14 protein-coding genes are annotated in these 18296 nt (G+C 63.2%); 10 read left to right on the top strand and 4 right to left on the bottom strand.

Annotated features, from left to right (window positions below; genetic code table 11):
* The first annotated feature begins 1 nt into the window (after position 1).
* The 5 genes from MTR62_RS04270 to MTR62_RS04250 all read left to right on the top strand — a co-directional run bounded on the left by MTR62_RS04270 (position 2) and on the right by MTR62_RS04250 (position 7261).
* Entirely contained in the window at positions 2-2011 is a 2010-nt protein-coding gene (locus MTR62_RS04270) for a MacB family efflux pump subunit (RefSeq protein WP_244017299.1), read from the top strand.
* Between the two features lie 10 nt (positions 2012-2021).
* Positions 2022-3431, top strand: coding sequence for an efflux transporter outer membrane subunit (locus tag MTR62_RS04265; protein WP_244017297.1), 1410 nt, complete (start codon positions 2022-2024; stop codon positions 3429-3431).
* Between the two features lie 206 nt (positions 3432-3637).
* Positions 3638-5254, top strand: a complete 1617-nt coding sequence (locus tag MTR62_RS04260) for a toll/interleukin-1 receptor domain-containing protein (RefSeq protein WP_244017295.1) — start codon at positions 3638-3640, stop codon at positions 5252-5254.
* A gap of 30 nt (positions 5255-5284) precedes the next feature.
* Positions 5285-5770 (top strand): nucleotide synthetase, encoded by a 486-nt coding sequence (locus MTR62_RS04255; RefSeq protein WP_244017293.1) that lies wholly within the window; start codon positions 5285-5287, stop codon positions 5768-5770.
* 24 nt (positions 5771-5794) lie between these two features.
* Positions 5795-7261, top strand: coding sequence for a TRAFs-binding domain-containing protein (locus tag MTR62_RS04250; protein ID WP_244017291.1), 1467 nt, complete (start codon positions 5795-5797; stop codon positions 7259-7261).
* A 3-nt stretch (positions 7262-7264) separates the two neighbouring features.
* On the opposite strand, the gene MTR62_RS04245 is transcribed toward MTR62_RS04250, so the two are convergent.
* From MTR62_RS04245 to MTR62_RS04230, 4 genes are all read right to left on the bottom strand, one after another.
* Positions 7265-7918, bottom strand: a complete 654-nt coding sequence (locus MTR62_RS04245) for a Crp/Fnr family transcriptional regulator (RefSeq protein ID WP_244017289.1) — start codon at positions 7916-7918, stop codon at positions 7265-7267.
* 302 nt (positions 7919-8220) lie between these two features.
* On the bottom strand, positions 8221-9231 hold the full coding sequence (locus MTR62_RS04240) for an NAD-dependent epimerase/dehydratase family protein (protein WP_244017287.1): 1011 nt from the start codon (positions 9229-9231) through the stop codon (positions 8221-8223).
* 279 nt (positions 9232-9510) lie between these two features.
* The gene (locus MTR62_RS04235) at positions 9511-10122 is read right to left on the bottom strand and encodes a polysaccharide biosynthesis/export family protein (protein WP_244017285.1); all 612 of its coding nucleotides are present in this window, start codon (positions 10120-10122) and stop codon (positions 9511-9513) included.
* A 132-nt stretch (positions 10123-10254) separates the two neighbouring features.
* Positions 10255-11208, bottom strand: a complete 954-nt coding sequence (locus MTR62_RS04230; RefSeq protein WP_244017283.1) for a M48 family metallopeptidase — start codon at positions 11206-11208, stop codon at positions 10255-10257.
* Between the two features lie 119 nt (positions 11209-11327).
* Between MTR62_RS04230 and MTR62_RS04225 the strand changes: the two genes are divergently transcribed.
* The 5 genes from MTR62_RS04225 (at position 11328) to galE (ending at position 17819) form a co-directional block, all read left to right on the top strand.
* A complete protein-coding gene (locus MTR62_RS04225) occupies positions 11328-11594 on the top strand; it encodes a hypothetical protein (protein WP_244017281.1) in 267 nt (88 codons plus the stop codon).
* A gap of 124 nt (positions 11595-11718) precedes the next feature.
* A complete protein-coding gene (locus MTR62_RS04220) occupies positions 11719-13104 on the top strand; it encodes an O-antigen ligase family protein (RefSeq protein ID WP_244017279.1) in 1386 nt (461 codons plus the stop codon).
* Positions 13105-13202: 98 nt separating this feature from the next.
* A complete protein-coding gene (locus MTR62_RS04215) occupies positions 13203-15389 on the top strand; it encodes a GumC family protein (RefSeq protein ID WP_244017277.1) in 2187 nt (728 codons plus the stop codon).
* Between the two features lie 79 nt (positions 15390-15468).
* Positions 15469-16575 carry a tetratricopeptide repeat protein gene (locus tag MTR62_RS04210; protein ID WP_244017274.1) on the top strand — a complete coding sequence of 369 codons (1107 nt, stop codon included), beginning with the start codon at positions 15469-15471 and terminating at the stop codon, positions 16573-16575.
* Between the two features lie 236 nt (positions 16576-16811).
* A complete protein-coding gene (gene galE, locus MTR62_RS04205) occupies positions 16812-17819 on the top strand; it encodes a UDP-glucose 4-epimerase GalE (protein ID WP_244017272.1) in 1008 nt (335 codons plus the stop codon).
* The last annotated feature ends 477 nt before the right edge of the window (positions 17820-18296 follow it).

Here is an 18296-nt window from a genome sequence, read left to right as displayed (position 1 = left end):
GATGACACACGACACCCCGGTGATGCGCGCCAACGGCGGGCCGAGCGACGATTTTTCGCCCGAGCGCGGCGAGCCCCTGCTGCGCCTGCGCCATGTGCGGCGCGAATATCCCTCTGGCGATGGCGTGTTCGCCGCGCTCAAGGACATCAACCTGGACGTCCACCCTGGCGAAATGGTCGCCATCGTGGGCCAGTCGGGGTCGGGCAAGTCGACCCTGATGAACATCCTGGGCTGTCTCGACCGGCCGACTTCGGGCACCTACCAGGTCAACAAGCGCGACACGAGCCAGCTCGAGCCGGACGAGCTGGCCGCGCTGCGCCGCGAGCATTTTGGCTTCATCTTCCAGCGCTACCACCTGCTCACCGACCTCACCGCGATGGGCAACGTCGAAGTGCCCGCGGTCTATTCGGGCCGATCGCGCGGCGAGCGCGACACGCGAGCGCGCCAGCTGCTCGACCGGCTGGGGCTGGGCGAGCGCACCGGGCACCGGCCCGGCATGCTCTCCGGCGGCCAGCAGCAGCGCGTCTCGATCGCGCGCGCGCTGATGAACGGGGGCGAGGTCATTTTCGCCGACGAACCGACCGGCGCGCTCGATTCGGCGAGCGGCGAGGAAGTGATGAAGATCCTTGGCGAACTCCACGCCGAGGGACACACCGTCATCCTCGTCACCCATGACATGGAAGTGGCCGAGCACGCCGAACGGATCATCGAGATCCGCGATGGCGACATCATCGCCGACAGGCAGAACCGTCCGCATACTCCGGTCGAGCGGCTGGCGCGTCCGGCTCCCACGGGGTCCAATTTCCAGCAGATCGTCGATCGCTTTGTCGAGGCCTTCCGCATGGCGGTACTCGCCATGTCGGCGCACAAGCTGCGCACCTTCCTCACCATGCTGGGGATCATCATCGGCATCGCCGCGGTGGTCTCGGTGGTGGCGCTGGGCAAGGGCTCGCAGGAGAAGATCCTCTCGAACATCTCGAGCCTGGGCACCAACACGCTCACCGTCTATCCCGGCAAGAGCTTTGGCGACATGCGCAGCGGCAAGATCGAGACGCTGATGGCCACCGATGCCGACGCGCTCGCCCAGCTGACTTATGTCGACAGCGTGACGCCCAGCGTCTCGACCAGCGTGACCGCGCGCTATCGCAGCGTCGCGGCGACCGCCAACGTCAACGGCGTGGGTTCGGAATATTTCCGCGTGCGCGGGCTTGAGCTGGAGAAGGGATCGCTGTTTGGCGCCGAGGCGGTGACCCGGCTCGATCAGATCGCGGTGATCGATGAGAACACCCGCGACACGCTGTTCCCTGATGGCGAGGACCCGCTCGGCAAGGTGGTCGTCTTCGGCAAGGTGCCGATGCGCATCGTGGGCGTGGTGGGGACGCAGCAGCAGGGCTTTGGCGGCAGCGATTCGCTCACCGTCTATGCCCCCTACACCACGGTCATGAGCCGGATGCTGGGGCAGACCTTCCTGTCGAGCATCACCGTGCGCGTGAGCGACGAGGTGTCTACCGACGTCGCCGAGACCGGTGTGGTCAAGCTGCTCGAGACGCGCCACGGGACCAAGGATTTCTTCATTTCGAACTCGGACGACATCCGCGAGACGATCACCGCCACGACGCAGACGATGACGCTGCTGATCGCGGCGATCGCGGTGATCTCGCTGGTGGTCGGCGGGATCGGGGTGATGAACATCATGCTGGTCTCGGTGACCGAACGCACCAGCGAGATCGGCGTGCGCATGGCGGTCGGCGCGCGCCAGTCGGACATTCTCCAGCAGTTCCTGATCGAGGCGGTGCTGGTGTGCCTGATCGGCGGCGTGATCGGGGTGCTCATCTCGCTGGGGGTGGGGGTCGTCTTCTCGCTCGCCAACGTCGGTTTCGAGATGGTCTACTCGTCGTTCTCGATCACCGCTGCCTTCCTGTGTTCCACACTCATCGGCGTGGCCTTCGGCTTCCTGCCGGCGCGCCGGGCCGCCCAGCTCGACCCGGTCGATGCCCTTTCGCGTGACTAAGGACGCCCCCATGATACTTCCCTCGCGCGCGGCGCCCGCCGTCCTGCTCCCCGCCCTGGTTTCCGCGCTTGCACTGCTGAGCGGCTGCGCGGTGACGCGCAGCACCTACCAGGCGCCCAGCCTGCCCACGGCGGCGGCCTTCTCGGTCACCCAGCCGGGAACCGCAGCGCCGCAGGGGGCGGCGTGGTGGAACCAGTTCGCCGATCCCCAGCTCGACGCGCTGATGACCCAGGTGCTGGCCGCCAACGCCGATCTGGCGGCGGCGGGGCTGCGGCTGAGGCAGGCCCGCGATACGGCCGCGCTGGCCCGGTGGGGCGTGTTCCCGACCACCTCGGCGAGCGCGTCCTCGGACGCCAGCAAGGCGCTCAGCGGATCCGCGAAGTGGACCAAGAGCAGCGCGACCACGATCGGGGCCTCGTGGGAAGTCGACCTGTGGGGCAAGCTCGACGCGCAGGCCGACGCCTCGCGCTGGGAGGCCGAGGCCACCGCGCAGGACCTTGCCGAAACGCGCCTGTCGCTGATCGCCACCACCGCCAGCGCGTGGTGGCAGCTGGGCCTTGCCAACGAGCAGATCAGCATCGGCGAGCAGAGTCTGGACTACCTGAACACGCTGCTCAAGCTGGTCCAGCGCCAGTACGATGCCGGTGCGGTCTCGCGGCTTGAACTGCGCGATGCGCAAAAGAGCGTGGCCTCGCAGGAAGCCGCGCTGACCCAGCTGCGCCAGACCCGCGTCGAAGTGCTCAAGGCGATTGCCGCGCTGCTCGGCCAGCAGGACTACACCGGGCCTGAAATCACGACGCTCGAAGCGCGCACGCTGCCCGCGATCGATCCGGGCCTGCCGTCCACGCTGCTGGCGCGCCGTCCCGACCTGGCGGCGGCTGAACTGCGCCTGCGCGAAACGCTGGCGACCAGCGATGCGACGGCGGCGAGCTACCTGCCCAGCTTCAGCCTGACCGCGGCGCTGGGCACAGCGAGCTCGACGCTGCTCGGCTTCCTGTCCAATCCGGCGGCCTCCCTGGGCGGCGCGCTGTCGCTCTCCGAACTCAACCCGGACAAGATCCGCCTGGGCACCCGCGTCGCGCGGGCCGATTTCGACATCGCGCGCGAGGACTTGCGCCAGACGTTTTATGATGCGCTGCGCGATACCGAGATCGCCCTTTCGGCGCGCAACCAGTACGTTGCGCAAGGCGCAGCGCTGGACCGCAACTACGATGCCGCGCTCGATTCGGTGCAGCTCTATGAGCGCCAGTACCGCGCCGGCTACATTCCGCTGCGCGACCTGCTCAGCGCGCAGGAAGATCTGCGCACCGCGCGCAGCAGCGTGATGCAGAACCGCTACGATCAGCTCAATGCGCAGATCGCGGTCTATCAGGCGCTGGGCGGGGACGCGAAGGCCCCGGCTGCGACCACCAACCCCTGATCTCCGCTCGGCTTGCGACAGCTCCCGGCGCGATGCCGGTTGTTGCGTCGGTGGCCGGGTGTGATATTTGGTAGCTCTGGAGAGCTTGCCCGCAAAACCAATTGGTTGCGGGCCGGCTCCAGCCGACTTTCGGTCCGGTCGCGGTCGTCGTGGCGGATCGGGAGGCGGGCAGTCAGGGGTCGCAAGCAAATGGTCGTGCCGCAACTATGAGCGCGCAGCGCAGCAATACAGGGACAGCGGCGCAAAACGGGCGGCAGTACCGCGCGTTTCTGAGCTATAGCCACGCCGACGAGCAGGCCGCCGGGGCCTTGCACCGCTGGCTCGAAGGGTATCGCATCCCGGTCCGGCTGGTCGGGGCGGTGACCGCGCAAGGCCCCGTCACGCGCCGCCTGGTCCCGATCTTTCGCGACCGGGCCGAGTTGCCCGCCGCCAGCAGTCTCGACGTCGAGGTGCAAAGCGCGCTCAAGGCTTCGGACGCGCTGCTGGTGCTCTGTTCGCCCGATGCGGCGGCCTCGCGCTGGGTCAACGCCGAAATCGCGCTGTTCCGCCGGCTCCATCCCGACCGGCCGATCATCGCCGCGATCGCGCGCGGCGAGCCCGAGGAGAGCTTTCCGCCTGCACTGGTCATGCCTGGTCCCGACGGGATCACGCGTGAGCCGATCGCGGCCGATTTCCGGCCCAGCAAGGACGGCCGGCACCTGGCCCGGCTGAAGATCGTGGCGGGGCTGACCGGGCTCGGACTCGATCATATAATTCAACGCGATGCGCAGCGTCAGATCCGCCGCGTGATCGGCATCACATTCCTTGCCGTGGTTCTTGCGCTACTCATGGCGTTGATGCTGGTGTTTGCCATCCGGGCCCAGCGCGAAGCCGATGCACAGCGCCGCCAGGCCGAGGGTCTCATCGAGTTCATGCTCACCGATCTGCGGGACAAGTTGAAAGGTGTGGGGCGCCTCGATGTTCTGGAGTCGGTAAACGAGAGGGCTCTGGACTATTACGCGGACCAGTCCGACCTTGAATCGCTTCCGGCCGATTCGCTCGAACGGCGCGCGCGCATCCTCCACGCCATGGGCGAGGACGATCACCGGCGCGGCGACGTCGACGGGGCCTTGTCCAAGTTCGAGGAAGCCAGCCGCGTGACCGCGACGCTGCTCAAGGCCGCGCCCGAGGACCCGACCCGGATCTACGGCCAGGCCCAAAGCGCGTTCTGGGTGGGCTACGTCAAGTTCATGCGCAAGGACCCGCAGGCCGCGCTGCCCGACTTTGAATCGTATCGCGAACTGGCGTCCAAGCTGGTCAGGCTGGACCCGAAGAACAGCAAGTACCAGCGCGAGCTGGCCTATGCACAGGGCAACCTGTGCTCGCTGGCGCTGGCCAGTAACGGAATGGCTTCGCAGTTGCCCGAATGCCGTAGCGCGCTGGCCTCGATGCTGAAGGTGCAGGCCATGGCACCGCACGATCCCGATGTCGCCGACGCCCTGGCCAACCGTTACGCCTGGTACGCCGATGCTCTGCGCCGGCAGGGGCACGACAAGCAGGCGCTGGCGCAGCGGCTCCAGCAGCTGACGATCATCAAGCGCCTGCTGGCGGCCGATCCCAAGAACGCGACGTACCGTCAGGCCTGGATGCTGGCCCAGCACTCGACCGCGCTGGTGTACTATGCGCTGGGTGACGTGACCAAGGCCGAGCGCATGCGCCGCTCCGCGCGCGAGGAAGTGGCCAGGCTGATCGCCTCCGATCCGGAAAACAACGACTGGCAGAATTGGCGCAAGCGTCTCGACCATTCGTGGGCCGAGGCGGAAGCCGAAGAGGGGGGCTCCTGAACGGAGCCGGAGTGAGAAGGAAGACCGATCATGTCGACGATCAACTACTTGCAATACGGGCTCGAACCGCTGTTCGATTCCGGGCTCGAAACCGGCGATTCGAAGGAAGTCGAGTTCGTTGTCACGCTGGGCGTGGTTGACGGAAAGATTTCGCTGACCTGCGTCGATAAGGAGACCGGGCTCAACTATATCACGATCGAAAAGGACAGCGTGGTGCGCATCACGCTGGAAGGCGAGCAACTCTATTTCTCGGCCGACTACGAAGCGATTACCACCAAGAGCAGCCTGGCTTCGTACTACGGCGGCCTGTGCTACGATCTCTACGTTCCCGAATACGGCCGCTACAAATCGGTGACGTTCCAGGCCAAGAAGAACGCGGGCGGCAAGTACGGCACGATGCACGCCTTCAACATCAACGTCGACCTCCTGCTCGAGGATGCCAGCGGCACCGTGACCTGGCAGAGCCTGACGATCGATCCCGACATCGCCAATCCGCCGCCCTACAACGAAGACTGAGCGGTCAGAGAAAGAGCGTCGCCCGTGCCCTTGCCTGTCATCGCCCGTATCCGCCAGGTTGCCCGAAGTGGCGACACCCTGCGGGCGTGGCAGATCTTTGCCGACGAAGGGCTGGAACACAGCCCCGATCCTGACGTGCTCGCGCTCAAGGGGCGGCTGCTCAAGGATCGTGCCCGGCGTTTGTCTGGCGAGGCGCAGCGGACCATGGCGCGCGCGGCGGCCGAGGCCTATCGGCGTTCGGCCGGCGCCCCCGCGGCGACCTATCCGCTGATCAATGCGGCGACGATCTCCTACCTGTGCGGCGATCGCGATCAGGCCCGGGCCGAGGCGCGCCGGATCTTGTCCATGATCGAAAGCGGCGATCACGAACCGGAAACGCCCTACTGGCTCTACGCCACGGCGGCCGAGGCGCTGCTTCTTCTGGGGGACCGGGAAGGGTGCCGTGCGGCGCTCAAAAAGGGGCTCGCCGCGGTTCCCGCCGCCTGGGAAGACCAGGCGGCGACGACCCGGCAACTGCGCGAGATCTTGCTCGCGAGCGGCGAGCCGCTCGACCTGCTCGAGGGCTTCCATCCACCGGCCAGCCTGCACTTCAGCGGTCTGATGGAGTTGGAGAACGAAGGCGCGGTGCGCGGGCAACTGGCCGAAGTGTTCGATACGGTGCAGCCCGGCGCGGTCTATGGCGCGCTGGCGGCGGGGGCGGACATCATCGCCGCCGAACTGGCGCTTGAGCGCGGCGCGCAGTTGCACGTTACGCTGCCCGCGACGATCGAGGAATTTCTGGAAATCTCGGTCGAGCCGTTCGGCGACAGCTGGGGCGCACGCTTTCGCGAGCTGCTCGATGCGGCCCACAGCATCATCGAGCTGGCCGAACACCCTGGATTGACGCAGGCGGGGGTCCATCAGGCCAGCGAAGTGGCGATGGGGCTGGCGATCCGCAGCGCGCGCGCCCTGGCCAGCGAAGCGGTTGCGGTGGACGTCGTGCGGCAGGGCGCCCCGGACTCGCGTCTGCGCAGCCTGTGGGAAGCGCAGGGGCTGGCGTATCGGGCGCTTGTACAGGACTGGCCCCGGCGCACAGGCGATATCTTGCCCGAGGCGCGCACCAAGACCGTGCTGGCCGCGCGCAACCGCTTTGCAAGCCAGCCGGACACCGCCGAAGCCATGGTCGAGACGGGGGACGGGCATTGGCTTTTGGTGTTCGATGCGACGTGCGATGCCGTGCGCTACGCTGGTGCCCACTTGCTCGACTATCCAGGATCGCGGCTTGGCATCGATGCCTGTGTCGTGCTGCCTGGCGGGCGCCCTGAGCATTACGGGCAGCGCGCGGTGTGTCTCTCGCGCGCGGCGCAGGGGACCGATGTCTGCGGTCCCTGGCCGCAGATGGTGGCGATGGACCTGATCGCGCCGGAATTGCGCTTCGAGGTTTCGGGCGAGCTGGTTACGCCCTTTGGCGACATTCCGCTTGCCCGCTACACGCCGCTCGCCATCGGCTGACGATCACACGATCATCTCGTGCACCATGCGCGGCGAGTGGATAACCAGCTTGTCGTCGTCGCGGCTGACGATCCCGCGCCGGATCAGTACGGCGATCGCCCGAGAGGCGGTCTCGCGCGTGGTGTTGGCAGCAAGCGCGATCTGGGTAACCCTCGGTTGCGGGGAGATCGTGTTCGCCGGGCCCGCCAGCGCCATGAGTTCGGCATAGACCCGGCCCGCAGCGCTGCATGTCGCGCGCATCACCATACGGTCGAGCGCGCGGTCGAGCTGGCGTGCGAGCAGGCGCGCCATGCCGTTGGCGAGGTCCGCGCGGGTCTTGATCACGCTCGCGAGTTGGGCGGCCTCTGCGCGCAGCAGGAGCGTGCGCGTGGCCGCGCTGATCTCGGCGCGATGGGTGGAGGGCTCGGGAAAGCTGCCGAAAAATTCGCCCGGCCCGTACTGGGCCAGCTGCTGGATCTGCCCTTCAAGGCCAAGCGCATTCACGCGAATGGCGCCATCGATCACGATCCAGCAAGCGCTGGCCGGGGCACCCTGGCTGGCGATCACGCGTTTGGCTGGCACGTCTTGCGGAGAGAAAACCGAGGCCACGACGCTTGCCGCGTCGCGTGTGCAACGGAACGTGGCCATGATGGCGTCGATCTTGTCTTCCTCATTCACGAAAGCGTGCCCCCAACGGTCCTCTGCGCCTTTATCCATTCGCCAGAGAATTTCACGGCAAATATCGAAATTTCAAGGCGTGAGCGAAAATGGGGCGGATCGTGATCCATGTCACGGCCATCGGGCACGAATAGTATTATCACCGAACTGCGACCCGAAGGTGGCTCTGTTGGAGCAACCTTTTTCCTTGGCCCGGCAGCACCTGTGTTGCCGGGCCATTTTTACGCATGGCGAGCGGGTGCCGGCAGGTTGGCTCGTCCCCCGCGTGGAGGCGGCGTGCGGGGGCGGGAAAGCCAGGGCCGTCACATCGCGTGGTAGCGCCGGTACCAGTCGACAAAGCGGGGAACGCCAACCTCGATCGGTGTCGTCGGCGCGTAGCCGGTGTCGCGTGCTAGCGCGGAAATGTCAGCGTAGGTCGCGGGAACGTCGCCCGGCTGCATGTCCATGAAGTTGTAGCGGGCTTTGCGGCAGCAGGCCTCCTCGATTACTTCGATGAGGCGCATGAGAGGCTCGGGACGGTTGTTGCCGATGTTGTAGATCGCGTGCGGCTTCCTCCCGCCACCGGGCTTGAGCGACCCGTCGTTGCGCGGAGGACGGTCGAGGCAAGCGAGCACCCCGGCGACGATGTCGTCGATGTAGGTGAAGTCGCGTTGCATGTGGCCGTGGTTGTAGATGTCGATCGGGCGATCGCTGAAGATGCGCTCGACGAATTTCCACATGGCCATGTCGGGGCGTCCCCATGGGCCATAGACGGTGAAGAAGCGCAGTCCGGTGAGCGGAATGGCGAAGAGGTGGGCGTATGTCTCGCTCATCAGTTCGTTGGCGCGCTTCGTGGCGGCGTAGAGGGAAACCGGGTGGTCCACGCTGTCATCGACACTGAAGGGCAGCTTGGTGTTCGCCCCATAAACCGAGCTCGAACTGGCATAGAGCATGTGCCTGACGTTTCGTGCCCGCGCAAGCTCCAGGAGATTTACGTGACCGGCCAGATTGGACGCGACATACGCGTTGGGGTTGTCCAGCGAATAGCGCACCCCGGCTTGTGCGCCGAGGTGGATGATGGAAGAAATATCTTCTGAATTCAACGTGCTGTTCAGTGTTTCCGGGTCGGAAAAATCCAGCTGGCAAAACCGGAGCCGGATGCCGTGGTCGCGTTCAAGTTCGGCCAGACGCGACTGCTTGAGGGCAACGCTGTAATAGTCGTTGAGATTGTCGATGCCCAGGACAGACTGCCCTCGTTCCATGAGGGCGCGAGCGACGGCGGCTCCGATGAAACCCGCAACGCCGGTTATGAGTATCGATTCACCACGTGCCATATCGGGGGCCTTGCCATTGAACGGATGGGGGCGCCCGTCGAAGCGAGAATTGGCCCGATCCGTCTGTATGTTCCGTCATCGTGCGCGCAATGTATGCGATTTTGTCGGGAGGCTGCCATCACCCGTGTGCATCGCCCCATCGGGCAGGGCTCCAGGGGGGGGGGGGCAGCGCCAGTCCGACTCTTGTCCGCCAACCCGCTCGCAGGCCACTTGCCGGTCGAAGTAGATTGCGCGACTTCGAAAAAAGGGGGGGCGGCGCACGGCGCCACCCCTGCCGGATCAGTTGAAGCGCGCCCAGGCGTTGAACAGGGGTGCTGCGCGCAGAATATCCTCGACCAGGCCGCGCGTGGCCGAATAGCCGATCATCACCGTATCGCCATCGAGAATGCGCGGGTCCGGGCTGACGCCGGTACGGATGTCCTTCAGGTTGAAACGAGCAACCAGACGTTGACCGTTGACGGTGCGGAAGACCACGACTTCGCTCAGATGGGCGGTGTCGGTGGGGCTGGAGGCACGGGCGATGGTCGACAGCAGCGTGGCGTCGTTGGAAATTTCATAGACGCCAGGCTTGTTGACTTCGCCTTCGACCGAAGCATAGCGGGGCGCGGCCTGCTTGACCGAAACCGTTACTTGCGGGTCGACGATATACTTGGAGCCGAGGCGCGACGCGATTTCCGTGGAAATTTGCGTAACGGTCTTTCCGGCGGCCGTGATGGAGCCGGCCAGTGGAACCTGGATTTCACCCACTTCGTTGACGGTCTGGTCGTCCGAGGAGATCTCGGGTTCGTTGAAGACGCGAACGCTCAGGATGTCCAACGGGCGTACCAGGTAGTGGGTGGGCTGCGCCACTTCGACCGGGATAACCTTGTAGGCCGCTTCTCCCTCGGGCAATTCCGGATTGTGCGTCGTATGGGCGCACCCGGCCAGGGTCAGACCGGATGCGAGAACACCGAGAATTAGGGGGGTCTTTAAGTTTCGCACTTTCGGATGTTCTCCAAAGCCTAAGGGCATTTGTGCAAGTCACTACTGAGCCGCCGGGCGGCGTGCAAGTGAAGGATCACGCTTCGACGGGGTTTCCTGTCCGTTCGTCTGAGCCGGATAGGTCGGTTGGGCCGGGCACGTCACGTTCGCGGCTTCGGCGCGCATGCGTTCTACACGGCCTTTGCGCGAACGGTGTGAACGGCTGCGAAACCAGCGAAGCATATCGTCGGACTCACGGTGCAAGAGATAGGCGATCCCGATTTGCGGGTCGTAGCCGGCGCAATGGGACAGGCGGACGCTGAGGGTGTCGGCGCGATCTTCGTCGCGCCGCTCGGTTTGGGATGTTTCGAAGTTTCGGTTTATGACGTGGCCGGTCTCGTGAGCAATAACGTAGGCGAGTTCGTCGTCGTTGCGCGTATAGGCGATCAATCCGCTCGACACCGCAATGTCGAAACCATCGGAATAGGCCGTGATGCCTTCGCTTGTCTTCAGGACGTAGCGGGTGGCGCAAACCGGCTCCGGAACGAGCGTGAGTGTCCGCTCCGTTCCAGCCCGGCGCACCTGCACGCTGATGGGCCGGGAAATCGGCAGGGAGAGGAGCTTGCGGTCCAGGTCGTCGGCGAACAGCGCGGGGTCGGAGGCGGTCGCAAGGAGGCTGGTCGTCGGCGTGTCATTAATGGCGAGAACTTCGTCACCCACCTGGATACCTGCGCGGGCTGCCGGGCTGCCGATGGCGACGGCGGCGACTTGAGGTTGGTCCGTCAGATGAAGCAGTTCTGCAATGGCTGCCCGATCGGCTTGCGGATAAGCGTCGATGTAATCGAATGTGATGCCGGTTCCAGCCGCCTGGCTGGGGCATAGATTCGCTGCACTGCGACTGATCCGGTATCCTGTATTCGCAAGTCTGGCCATTTGTGCACGCAATGTAATCGGCCATGGCTCGGCCGACCAGGCGGCGGCAGGGGCAAAAAGCGCGCAGATGCTTAAAATAGCCAAGCTGAGGCTCAGGGGGGGTAGGCTGAAGAGGTGGCGACCCGTTTTGTTTTGCGTTCGGTTGTGCATTGCGGTACATGATACTAAGAAAAGTGCACAACTCAATGGCATTAGGAGGCTCTATGAAGCTCAAAAAGGTATTGTTTGCGATGACCGCTGGTGCGGTGCTCGTCGCCCCGATGGCCGCTCAGGCCGGGACGACGGCTTCGGCGTCGGTTGGTAAGATCGCAAGTGTGTCGGGGGCGAGCGCTCGTCAGTCGGCTTCGATCCAGAAGAAGAAGCGCGTTGAAGCGGTTGTTCCCATCCTGGCCGCTGTGGCCGTGGTTGGCGGCGGCGTTGTTGTCGTCGACGCCCTGTCGGACGATGACGACGTCTCGAACGGCGGCTGATCTACTGAATTTAATTCACTGGGGCCCTGTCTTTGGTAAGCCGAGACAGGGCCGCTTTTATGTTATGCGGCGGCGTTAGGGCTGCACTTTCGGATAGCTGTCTTGTACGCGGCGAAGGGCGTCCTTGGAGTTTTTCATGGTTTTGAAAAGCAAGTGGCCGCAAGCCGCGATTTTGCTTGCCTTTGCCGTGGCTGTGGGCGGCGGTGGCTCAAAGACGGCACTTGCCAATCTCGTGGTCCAGCTTGTCGGGATCGTCCTTCTTGCGGTAAATCCGCAGAAGGTGCGCCACTTCGTCGGGAATGCCCCGCACGTTGTGGTTTTTCTCGTTGCGGTCACGCTGGCACTGCCTCTGCTCCAAAGTTTGCCGCTGCCGCCGGCCATCTGGCGTAGTCTGCCGGGGCGGGAGCTCGTGCACGAACCGCTCGTCTTGCTTGGTCAGGGCGACGCGTGGTTCTCGCTTTCCATGGCGATTCGGCGAACTCTGATCGCTTTTCTGTCCTTGATCCCGTGTCTGGCGCTGGTCGTGCTGGTCTGGGACATGGATGAGGGGGCGAAGCGGCGGGTGCTGTTCTGGCTGGCGCTCATGGGCTGTGGTGTCGTTCTTTTGGGCGCGCAGCAACTTGCCCTGGGAAACAACCAGCTGATGCTGTTCCGTGAAGGTGTGGGATCTTCCGACCTTCAGGGGACCTTTGCCAATCACAATTCCGGCGGCTTGTTCCTGGACATCGCGTTGTGTGCGTTGATCGGGTCCGTGCCGGCGCGGACGCGCGATGCCAAGTCGCTGGTCGTGGCGGCCGGCGTGGCGCTGCTTTTGATCTTCGGGTTGGTTCTGACTCGATCCCGCTCGTCGATGGCGCTGATTTGCATTCCTGCGGCCTTTTTCGTCTATCGATTTGTTCTGCCTCGATTTATCCAGAAGTTGAATGTTCGCTCGGTCGTGCTTGGACTGGTGGGCTTTGGCGTCGCTTTGGGGGCAGGAGGGCTGCTTGCGGCCCAGAACCAGAAGCTTGTGCAAAGTTTTTCGCGGTTTGAGCGAACCGATGATCGACGGCCGTTGATTTGGCAGGATGCGGTTGTTTCTGCTCGCCATTTCTGGCCTTTAGGGGCGGGCATCGGCGCCTTTGACGAAGTTTTTCAAGTCGACGAATCACTTGAAAATCTGGGCGCTGGACGGGCTGGTCGGGCGCATGACGATTATCTCGAAGTCGCGGTCGAATCGGGCCTGGTGGGCCTGATGCTGCTTGCGGCGTGGCTCGCCTTTGCCGGGCTGCGCTGTGTGCAGGCGTTTCGGTTCGGTGGCGGTGTGACGCAAGCGGCTGCCGCTATTGTCATACTGTTTATCCTTCAGTCATTTATCGACTATCCTCTGCGCAATCAGACGCTATTGTGCGTTGCGGGAATAGTGCTCGCCGTGCTGGCTGAAAAGCCGAAGCAGTCGCGCAAGGCTGGTCGTAAGGTGCGCCAGGAGGCGCGCGTTGCGATCGGTGTCGCTGAGCGAGGGGGCGCTTGATGTAGAGGCGACTTCTCGACTATCGACGTTCTAATAAATTCAGGGATCCGCGTTTTGCAGATGGCAATTTGCGAAACAGGGAAGATGGCGGAAAGATCTTGATAGACAAAAACCTCTCTTCGCAGGCGCAAGATGTTCATATCGAGGGGGACGATTTTGAAATCGATATCTCCTCTATCATCCGGAAAGTGGTGGGTTCTGTTCGGCAGAACCTGATCCTTATCGCTTGCATCGTCTTCGCCGTCCTGGCGCTGGGCACGTTGGTCACGATGCTCATGACACCCAAATACGAGGCGATGTCGCGTATCCTGATCGAGGATCAGGCGGATCAGATCATCGAAGGCGGCGATCTTCAGGAAGCCGTCACCGCCAACGGTACGGATCGCTTCCTTCAGACCCAGCTGGGCATCATTGAGAGCCGTGCGCTGGCTGGACTGGTCGTCGATGGCGCGAAGCTGGATTCGGACACGGCGTTCTTTGAGAACTTCGGGAGCGAGATGCCGACAGAAGCGGGAGGGCATGGCGAAAGCCTGGCTGCTCTTCGCCGCGAGAAGGCGGTTGACGTGCTGTTGTCCGGTCTTGCCGTCTCGATCCCCTTGGACAGTCGCATCGCGACGATCACGATCACGTCACATGACCCTCAGCTCTCGGCCAAGTTGGCAAACGATTACGCTGACAAGTTTGTTCAGTACAATCTGAACCAGAAGTACGACAGTTCGAGTTATGCGCGGCGCTTCCTGGCCGATCAGCTGGACGAAGCGCGCGAGAAGCTCACGCAGTCCGAGCGCGAGTTGAATGGCTACGCGCGGGCGGCTGGTCTCATCCGAATTGGCGATGACAGCGACAACAGTTCGCAAAACACCGTCTTGTCGGTGACGAACAGCCAGCTCATGCAGATTAACGATGCTGCGGCCAAGGCAACGGCCGATCGCATTGCTGCGGAGGATCGCTGGAAGGCCATCGCCAACAAGCAACCGCTCGAGATTTCGGAAGTCAATTCGAACGGTGCGGTCACCGCGTTGGTCGCCTCCAGGGCGCACGCGCAGAGCGAACTGGCCGAAGAGCTGTCCAATCACCTGGAAGGCTACGCCACGGTCAAGGCCAAGCGGGCCGAAGTGGCTGAGTACGACAAGCGTATCCAGGCCATCGCCAACTCGGTGAAGAACGCGGCTCTGACCGACTATCAGGCGGCGTTGAAGCGCGAAAATTCGCTGAACGGCGAAGTCGCCAGCTTGCGCGATGCTGCATTGCGGGAGCAGGATCGCGGGGTCCAGTATTCGGTCCTGAAGCGGGTGTCGGATACCAACCGTGCGTTGTACGAGAGCCTTCTTTCCCGTTACAATCAGCTCAATGCCTCGGCTGGCGCGTCGGCGAACAACATCACCGTTGTCGACCGTGCCGTCATGCCGACTAAGCCGACGTCGCCCAACTTGCTCCTGAACCTCGCGCTCGCGTTCGTGTTGAGCCTGATGCTCGCCGCCGCCGTGGTGACCCTCAAGGAGCTGCTCGACGATGCGATCCATTCGCCCGACGATGTCGAGAAGAAGCTCGGCCTGCCGTTGCTCGGGCTCGTCCCGCTGCAAAAGCAGGATGAAGTCGAGCAAGGGCTCAAGGATCGTCGCTCGAATGTCAGCGAGGCCTATCGCTCGCTGGTCACGAACCTGAGCTATTCCAGCGCAACCGGCCTGCCCAAGGTTGTCGTCGTAACCAGCTCGCGGGAAGGCGAAGGCAAGTCGACCACGGCGAGGGCGATTGCGGCGGATATCGCAAGCCTGGGCAAACGCACGCTGCTGGTCGATGCGGACCTTCGCCGGCCCACGCTGCACCGTGCGATGGGCGATACGAGTGGCTCGGGGTTGACGGAGTTCCTGGTCGGTGAGAAGTCGTTCGAGGAAATCGTGCGTCAGGCTCCGGACGGCGACTTGTTCAGCTACGTAACGGCCCTGCCCATGCCGCCTGACCCGAGCCTCATTCTCGCGGGGCACGGTACCAGGCAGTTCATCGAGCACGCGCGTGGCCAGTTCGACGTGGTTATTCTGGACTGTCCGCCGCTGCTTGGCCTTTCCGACGTTCCGCTCATTGCCCAGCATGCGGATGGTGTTCTGTTCGTGATCGACGCATCCAGTTTCCACCGTGGGGCTGTAAAGTCGGCGCTGCGCCGTCTGGCGATGGTCGATGCGAAATTGCTGGGGGTCGTGCTGAACCGGTTTGCACCGCGCTCGGGTACGGACGACTATGCGTACTACGCCTACAACTACTACAGCTACGGCAACGAGCAGGATTGAGGTGATGTCAGGTAGCCGGCCTTCCTCGGCTCCGGCGCGACCCTTGCCGTTGGTGGTCCGGATCCTGTGGGCAGGGTTGATGGTGGCTGTTGCCTTGGCTGCGATCGGACTGGAGATGGACCGGCAGACGCGGATCGATGGCCGCTTCGCGCACCAGGTCCCGGCTGCCTTTCGCGGGCAGGCGCTCGAATCCCTCGCGCGTGAGGCCTACGCCAACGGGGATACGGCGCATGGCCTGGCCTATTCGCGGGAATTGGTCTTGCGCCGGCCGGTCTCGGCGGACGGTCTCTCGTTGCTGACGCAAGGCTCGTTGCAAGCGGGTCAGGACGATCAGGCGCTGTCGGCTCTAATCCTAGCCGCACGGCGAGGGTGGCGCGACACGTACACGCAGGTCTTGTTCGCCAGTTCGGCCTTGCAGGCTGGCGATTTGACCGCGGGTGCGCAACGGGTGGTGGCCTTGTGGCGTCAGGGCAAGACTTTGCCCGAAAAGGAAGCCTTGACCAAAGTGCTCTTGCAGCAGGACGGTGGAGCGCAGGCCTTGAATTCGGTGCTCGTCAAAAGCGATACCTGGGCGACCTCGTTCTTCATCTGGGCGAAGGACGCCGGCATTCCCGATGCCGCGATCGACCGCGTGTCGCGCCGCCTGGCCGATCTGCATGTCGAAATCTATTGCGAAAACCTCTCCATGCCGATGAAAGCTATGGCTTTGCAGGGGAGGTCTGACCTTGCCGACGCCTTGTGGTCGCGTCATTGCAGCAACGGTCTTCGCCAGAAACGCGACGATTTCGCGTTCAATGTCCCCGATGCAAGCGGGCCGTACGACTGGTCTTACCCGCAGAACATGAGTATGCGAGTGCATGTTACGGGGGCGTCCGACGCGTTGGTGGTTGCTTACAACAATTCCGACTTCATCCAGCTGGTGATTGCCCGGCGGATTGCCGTTTTGCCGAGTGGCACGCACACGCTGCGGCTCTATGGCTCGTTTTCGCCCAGCCGGATGAGCCTGCGGATCCGTTGCCATGACAGGGACGGCCAGCTGAGCGAGTTGCTAAAGGAACCTTTTGCGAATTCGGCCCTCACATTCGAAATTCCTGCTTCATGCCTCGCTCAGGAGATTGAACTGATTTCAGCACACGGAGAGGGGACTTTGAAGAAGCTGACGGTGGACAGGTCCACGGTGCATTGAATTGGTTCGTCCGCGCTGTACGCGCGGCGTGCCAGCGGTGCTTTGGCAAGAAGTTGCACTTCGGTTTCGGTGCTGACTTTGCTTCCGGGCAGGGTTGACGTGCCATCTGGTGCGCGAGATAGTAATTTATCATTTGGGCAGCCTTGCTCATGCCGTCTCGAAACGCCTTTTCTGTTTGGGTGGTTGAATGAAATGAGGTCTGGCCTGCGCGCTGCACTTAATGGGATTGGAAGATTATGAGTAATACCGTTCCTGTGCTTGTGACGGGGGGCGCCGGCTATATCGGAAGCCACGCCGTTCTTGCGCTGCGTGATGCGGGTTGGCCGGTTTGCGTTATCGATAACCTGACGACCGGATTTCGCTTCGTGGTGCCGGACGACGTTCCCTTTTACGAAGGCGATATCGCCGATTCGCGGCTTCTAGCCGAGATTTTCGAGCGGCACGCAATCGGTGCGGTGATGCACTTCGCTGGTTCGATCATCGTGCCGGAATCGGTCGAAAATCCGCTCAAGTATTATGAGAACAATACCGCCAAGAGCCGCAGTTTGATCGAGTCGGCCGTGGCTGGAGGTGTGCGCCACTTCATCTTCAGCTCCACAGCCGCCGTCTATGGGACACCGCAAACCTCTCCGGTGACCGAAGACAGTCCCAAGCTGCCGATCAATCCCTATGGCATGTCGAAATTGATGACCGAAATCATGCTGCAGGACGTGAGCAAGGTAGCGGCCCTGAATTTTGGCGCGTTGCGCTATTTCAACGTTGCCGGCGCCGATCCGCAGCAGCGCGCGGGCCAATCCACCGTAGGAGCAACGCACCTGATCAAGGTTGCGGTCGAGGCTGCGCTGGGTAAACGCGCCTCGGTCGGGGTGTTTGGAACCGATTTTTCCACCCCTGATGGCACAGGCGTGCGCGACTATATTCACGTCTCGGATCTGGCCCACGCGCACGTTCTGGCGCTGGAGGCGTTGATCGAGCAACCCGAGCGATCGCTGACGATGAATTGCGGTTACGGGCAAGGTTTTTCGGTGCTTGAAGTTCTTGACGCTGTGGATCGTGTGACGAACCAGTCAATCTTGCGCGACCTGCAGGGGCGGCGTGCGGGCGATCCGGCTGCGCTCGTCGCGGACAATACCAAGATTCGCCAGACATTGCCTTGGTCTCCGAAGTATGACGAACTCGCCACGATCGTCGAGCATGCCTTGGCCTGGGAGCGCAAGCTGGGCGTGTTGCGCGCTTCGGACTGAGGCCGACGCGGCTTCTGGCAAGCGCGGCGTTCGATCCGATGGCATCGGATCTGGCTGCTCCAGCCCATTGTTCTGGCGCATTTTTGCAATCGTCAGACGATTACATCAGACTCAAGAACGCTCGAGAATCGGTGCCGCTTGCGTTCCGGTGGAGCCGAGAATGGTGGATTTTGGGAACGGGTGCGCAGCGTCGTTTCGATGTGTGCGCACCGCAAGCGCAGAAAGCCGCCTTTCACCGGCCCGCCTGGACTCAATCCCTACCGGCTTTCGCCTGCCCTGGCGGCTTACGTGTTGCAAAAGGTTGGTTGCGATGCCCGCTGGTGCCTTGACCATACGATGGAATTTGCACCGGATCGGTGCCCTGCTTGGGACGTTTGGTCGCATGGTGGGGCCGCTCTGCGTGCCTTCTCATTCGGATTGAAGCGTAGGAAGACCTGGGCACCTCCATTTACCCGCTGGATTTGATGTCGATTGCGG

This window comes from Novosphingobium organovorum (genome assembly GCF_022832435.1).
Lineage (GTDB): Bacteria > Pseudomonadota > Alphaproteobacteria > Sphingomonadales > Sphingomonadaceae > Novosphingobium > Novosphingobium organovorum.
Note: the sequence above shows the minus strand (reverse complement) of the source record. Positions and strands in the feature narration are given on the sequence as shown.

Coding starts and splice junctions, on each gene's coding strand:
- MTR62_RS04260 (WP_244017295.1), top strand. CDS start 3,638: ATGAGCGCGCAGCGCAGCAATACAGGGACAGCGGCGCAAAACGGGCGG.
- MTR62_RS04210 (WP_244017274.1), top strand. CDS start 15,469: ATGGTGGCTGTTGCCTTGGCTGCGATCGGACTGGAGATGGACCGGCAG.
- galE (WP_244017272.1), top strand. CDS start 16,812: ATGAGTAATACCGTTCCTGTGCTTGTGACGGGGGGCGCCGGCTATATC.
- MTR62_RS04265 (WP_244017297.1), top strand. CDS start 2,022: ATGATACTTCCCTCGCGCGCGGCGCCCGCCGTCCTGCTCCCCGCCCTG.
- MTR62_RS04240 (WP_244017287.1), bottom strand. CDS start 9,231: ATGGCACGTGGTGAATCGATACTCATAACCGGCGTTGCGGGTTTCATC.
- MTR62_RS04270 (WP_244017299.1), top strand. CDS start 2: ATGACACACGACACCCCGGTGATGCGCGCCAACGGCGGGCCGAGCGAC.
- MTR62_RS04255 (WP_244017293.1), top strand. CDS start 5,285: ATGTCGACGATCAACTACTTGCAATACGGGCTCGAACCGCTGTTCGAT.
- MTR62_RS04225 (WP_244017281.1), top strand. CDS start 11,328: ATGAAGCTCAAAAAGGTATTGTTTGCGATGACCGCTGGTGCGGTGCTC.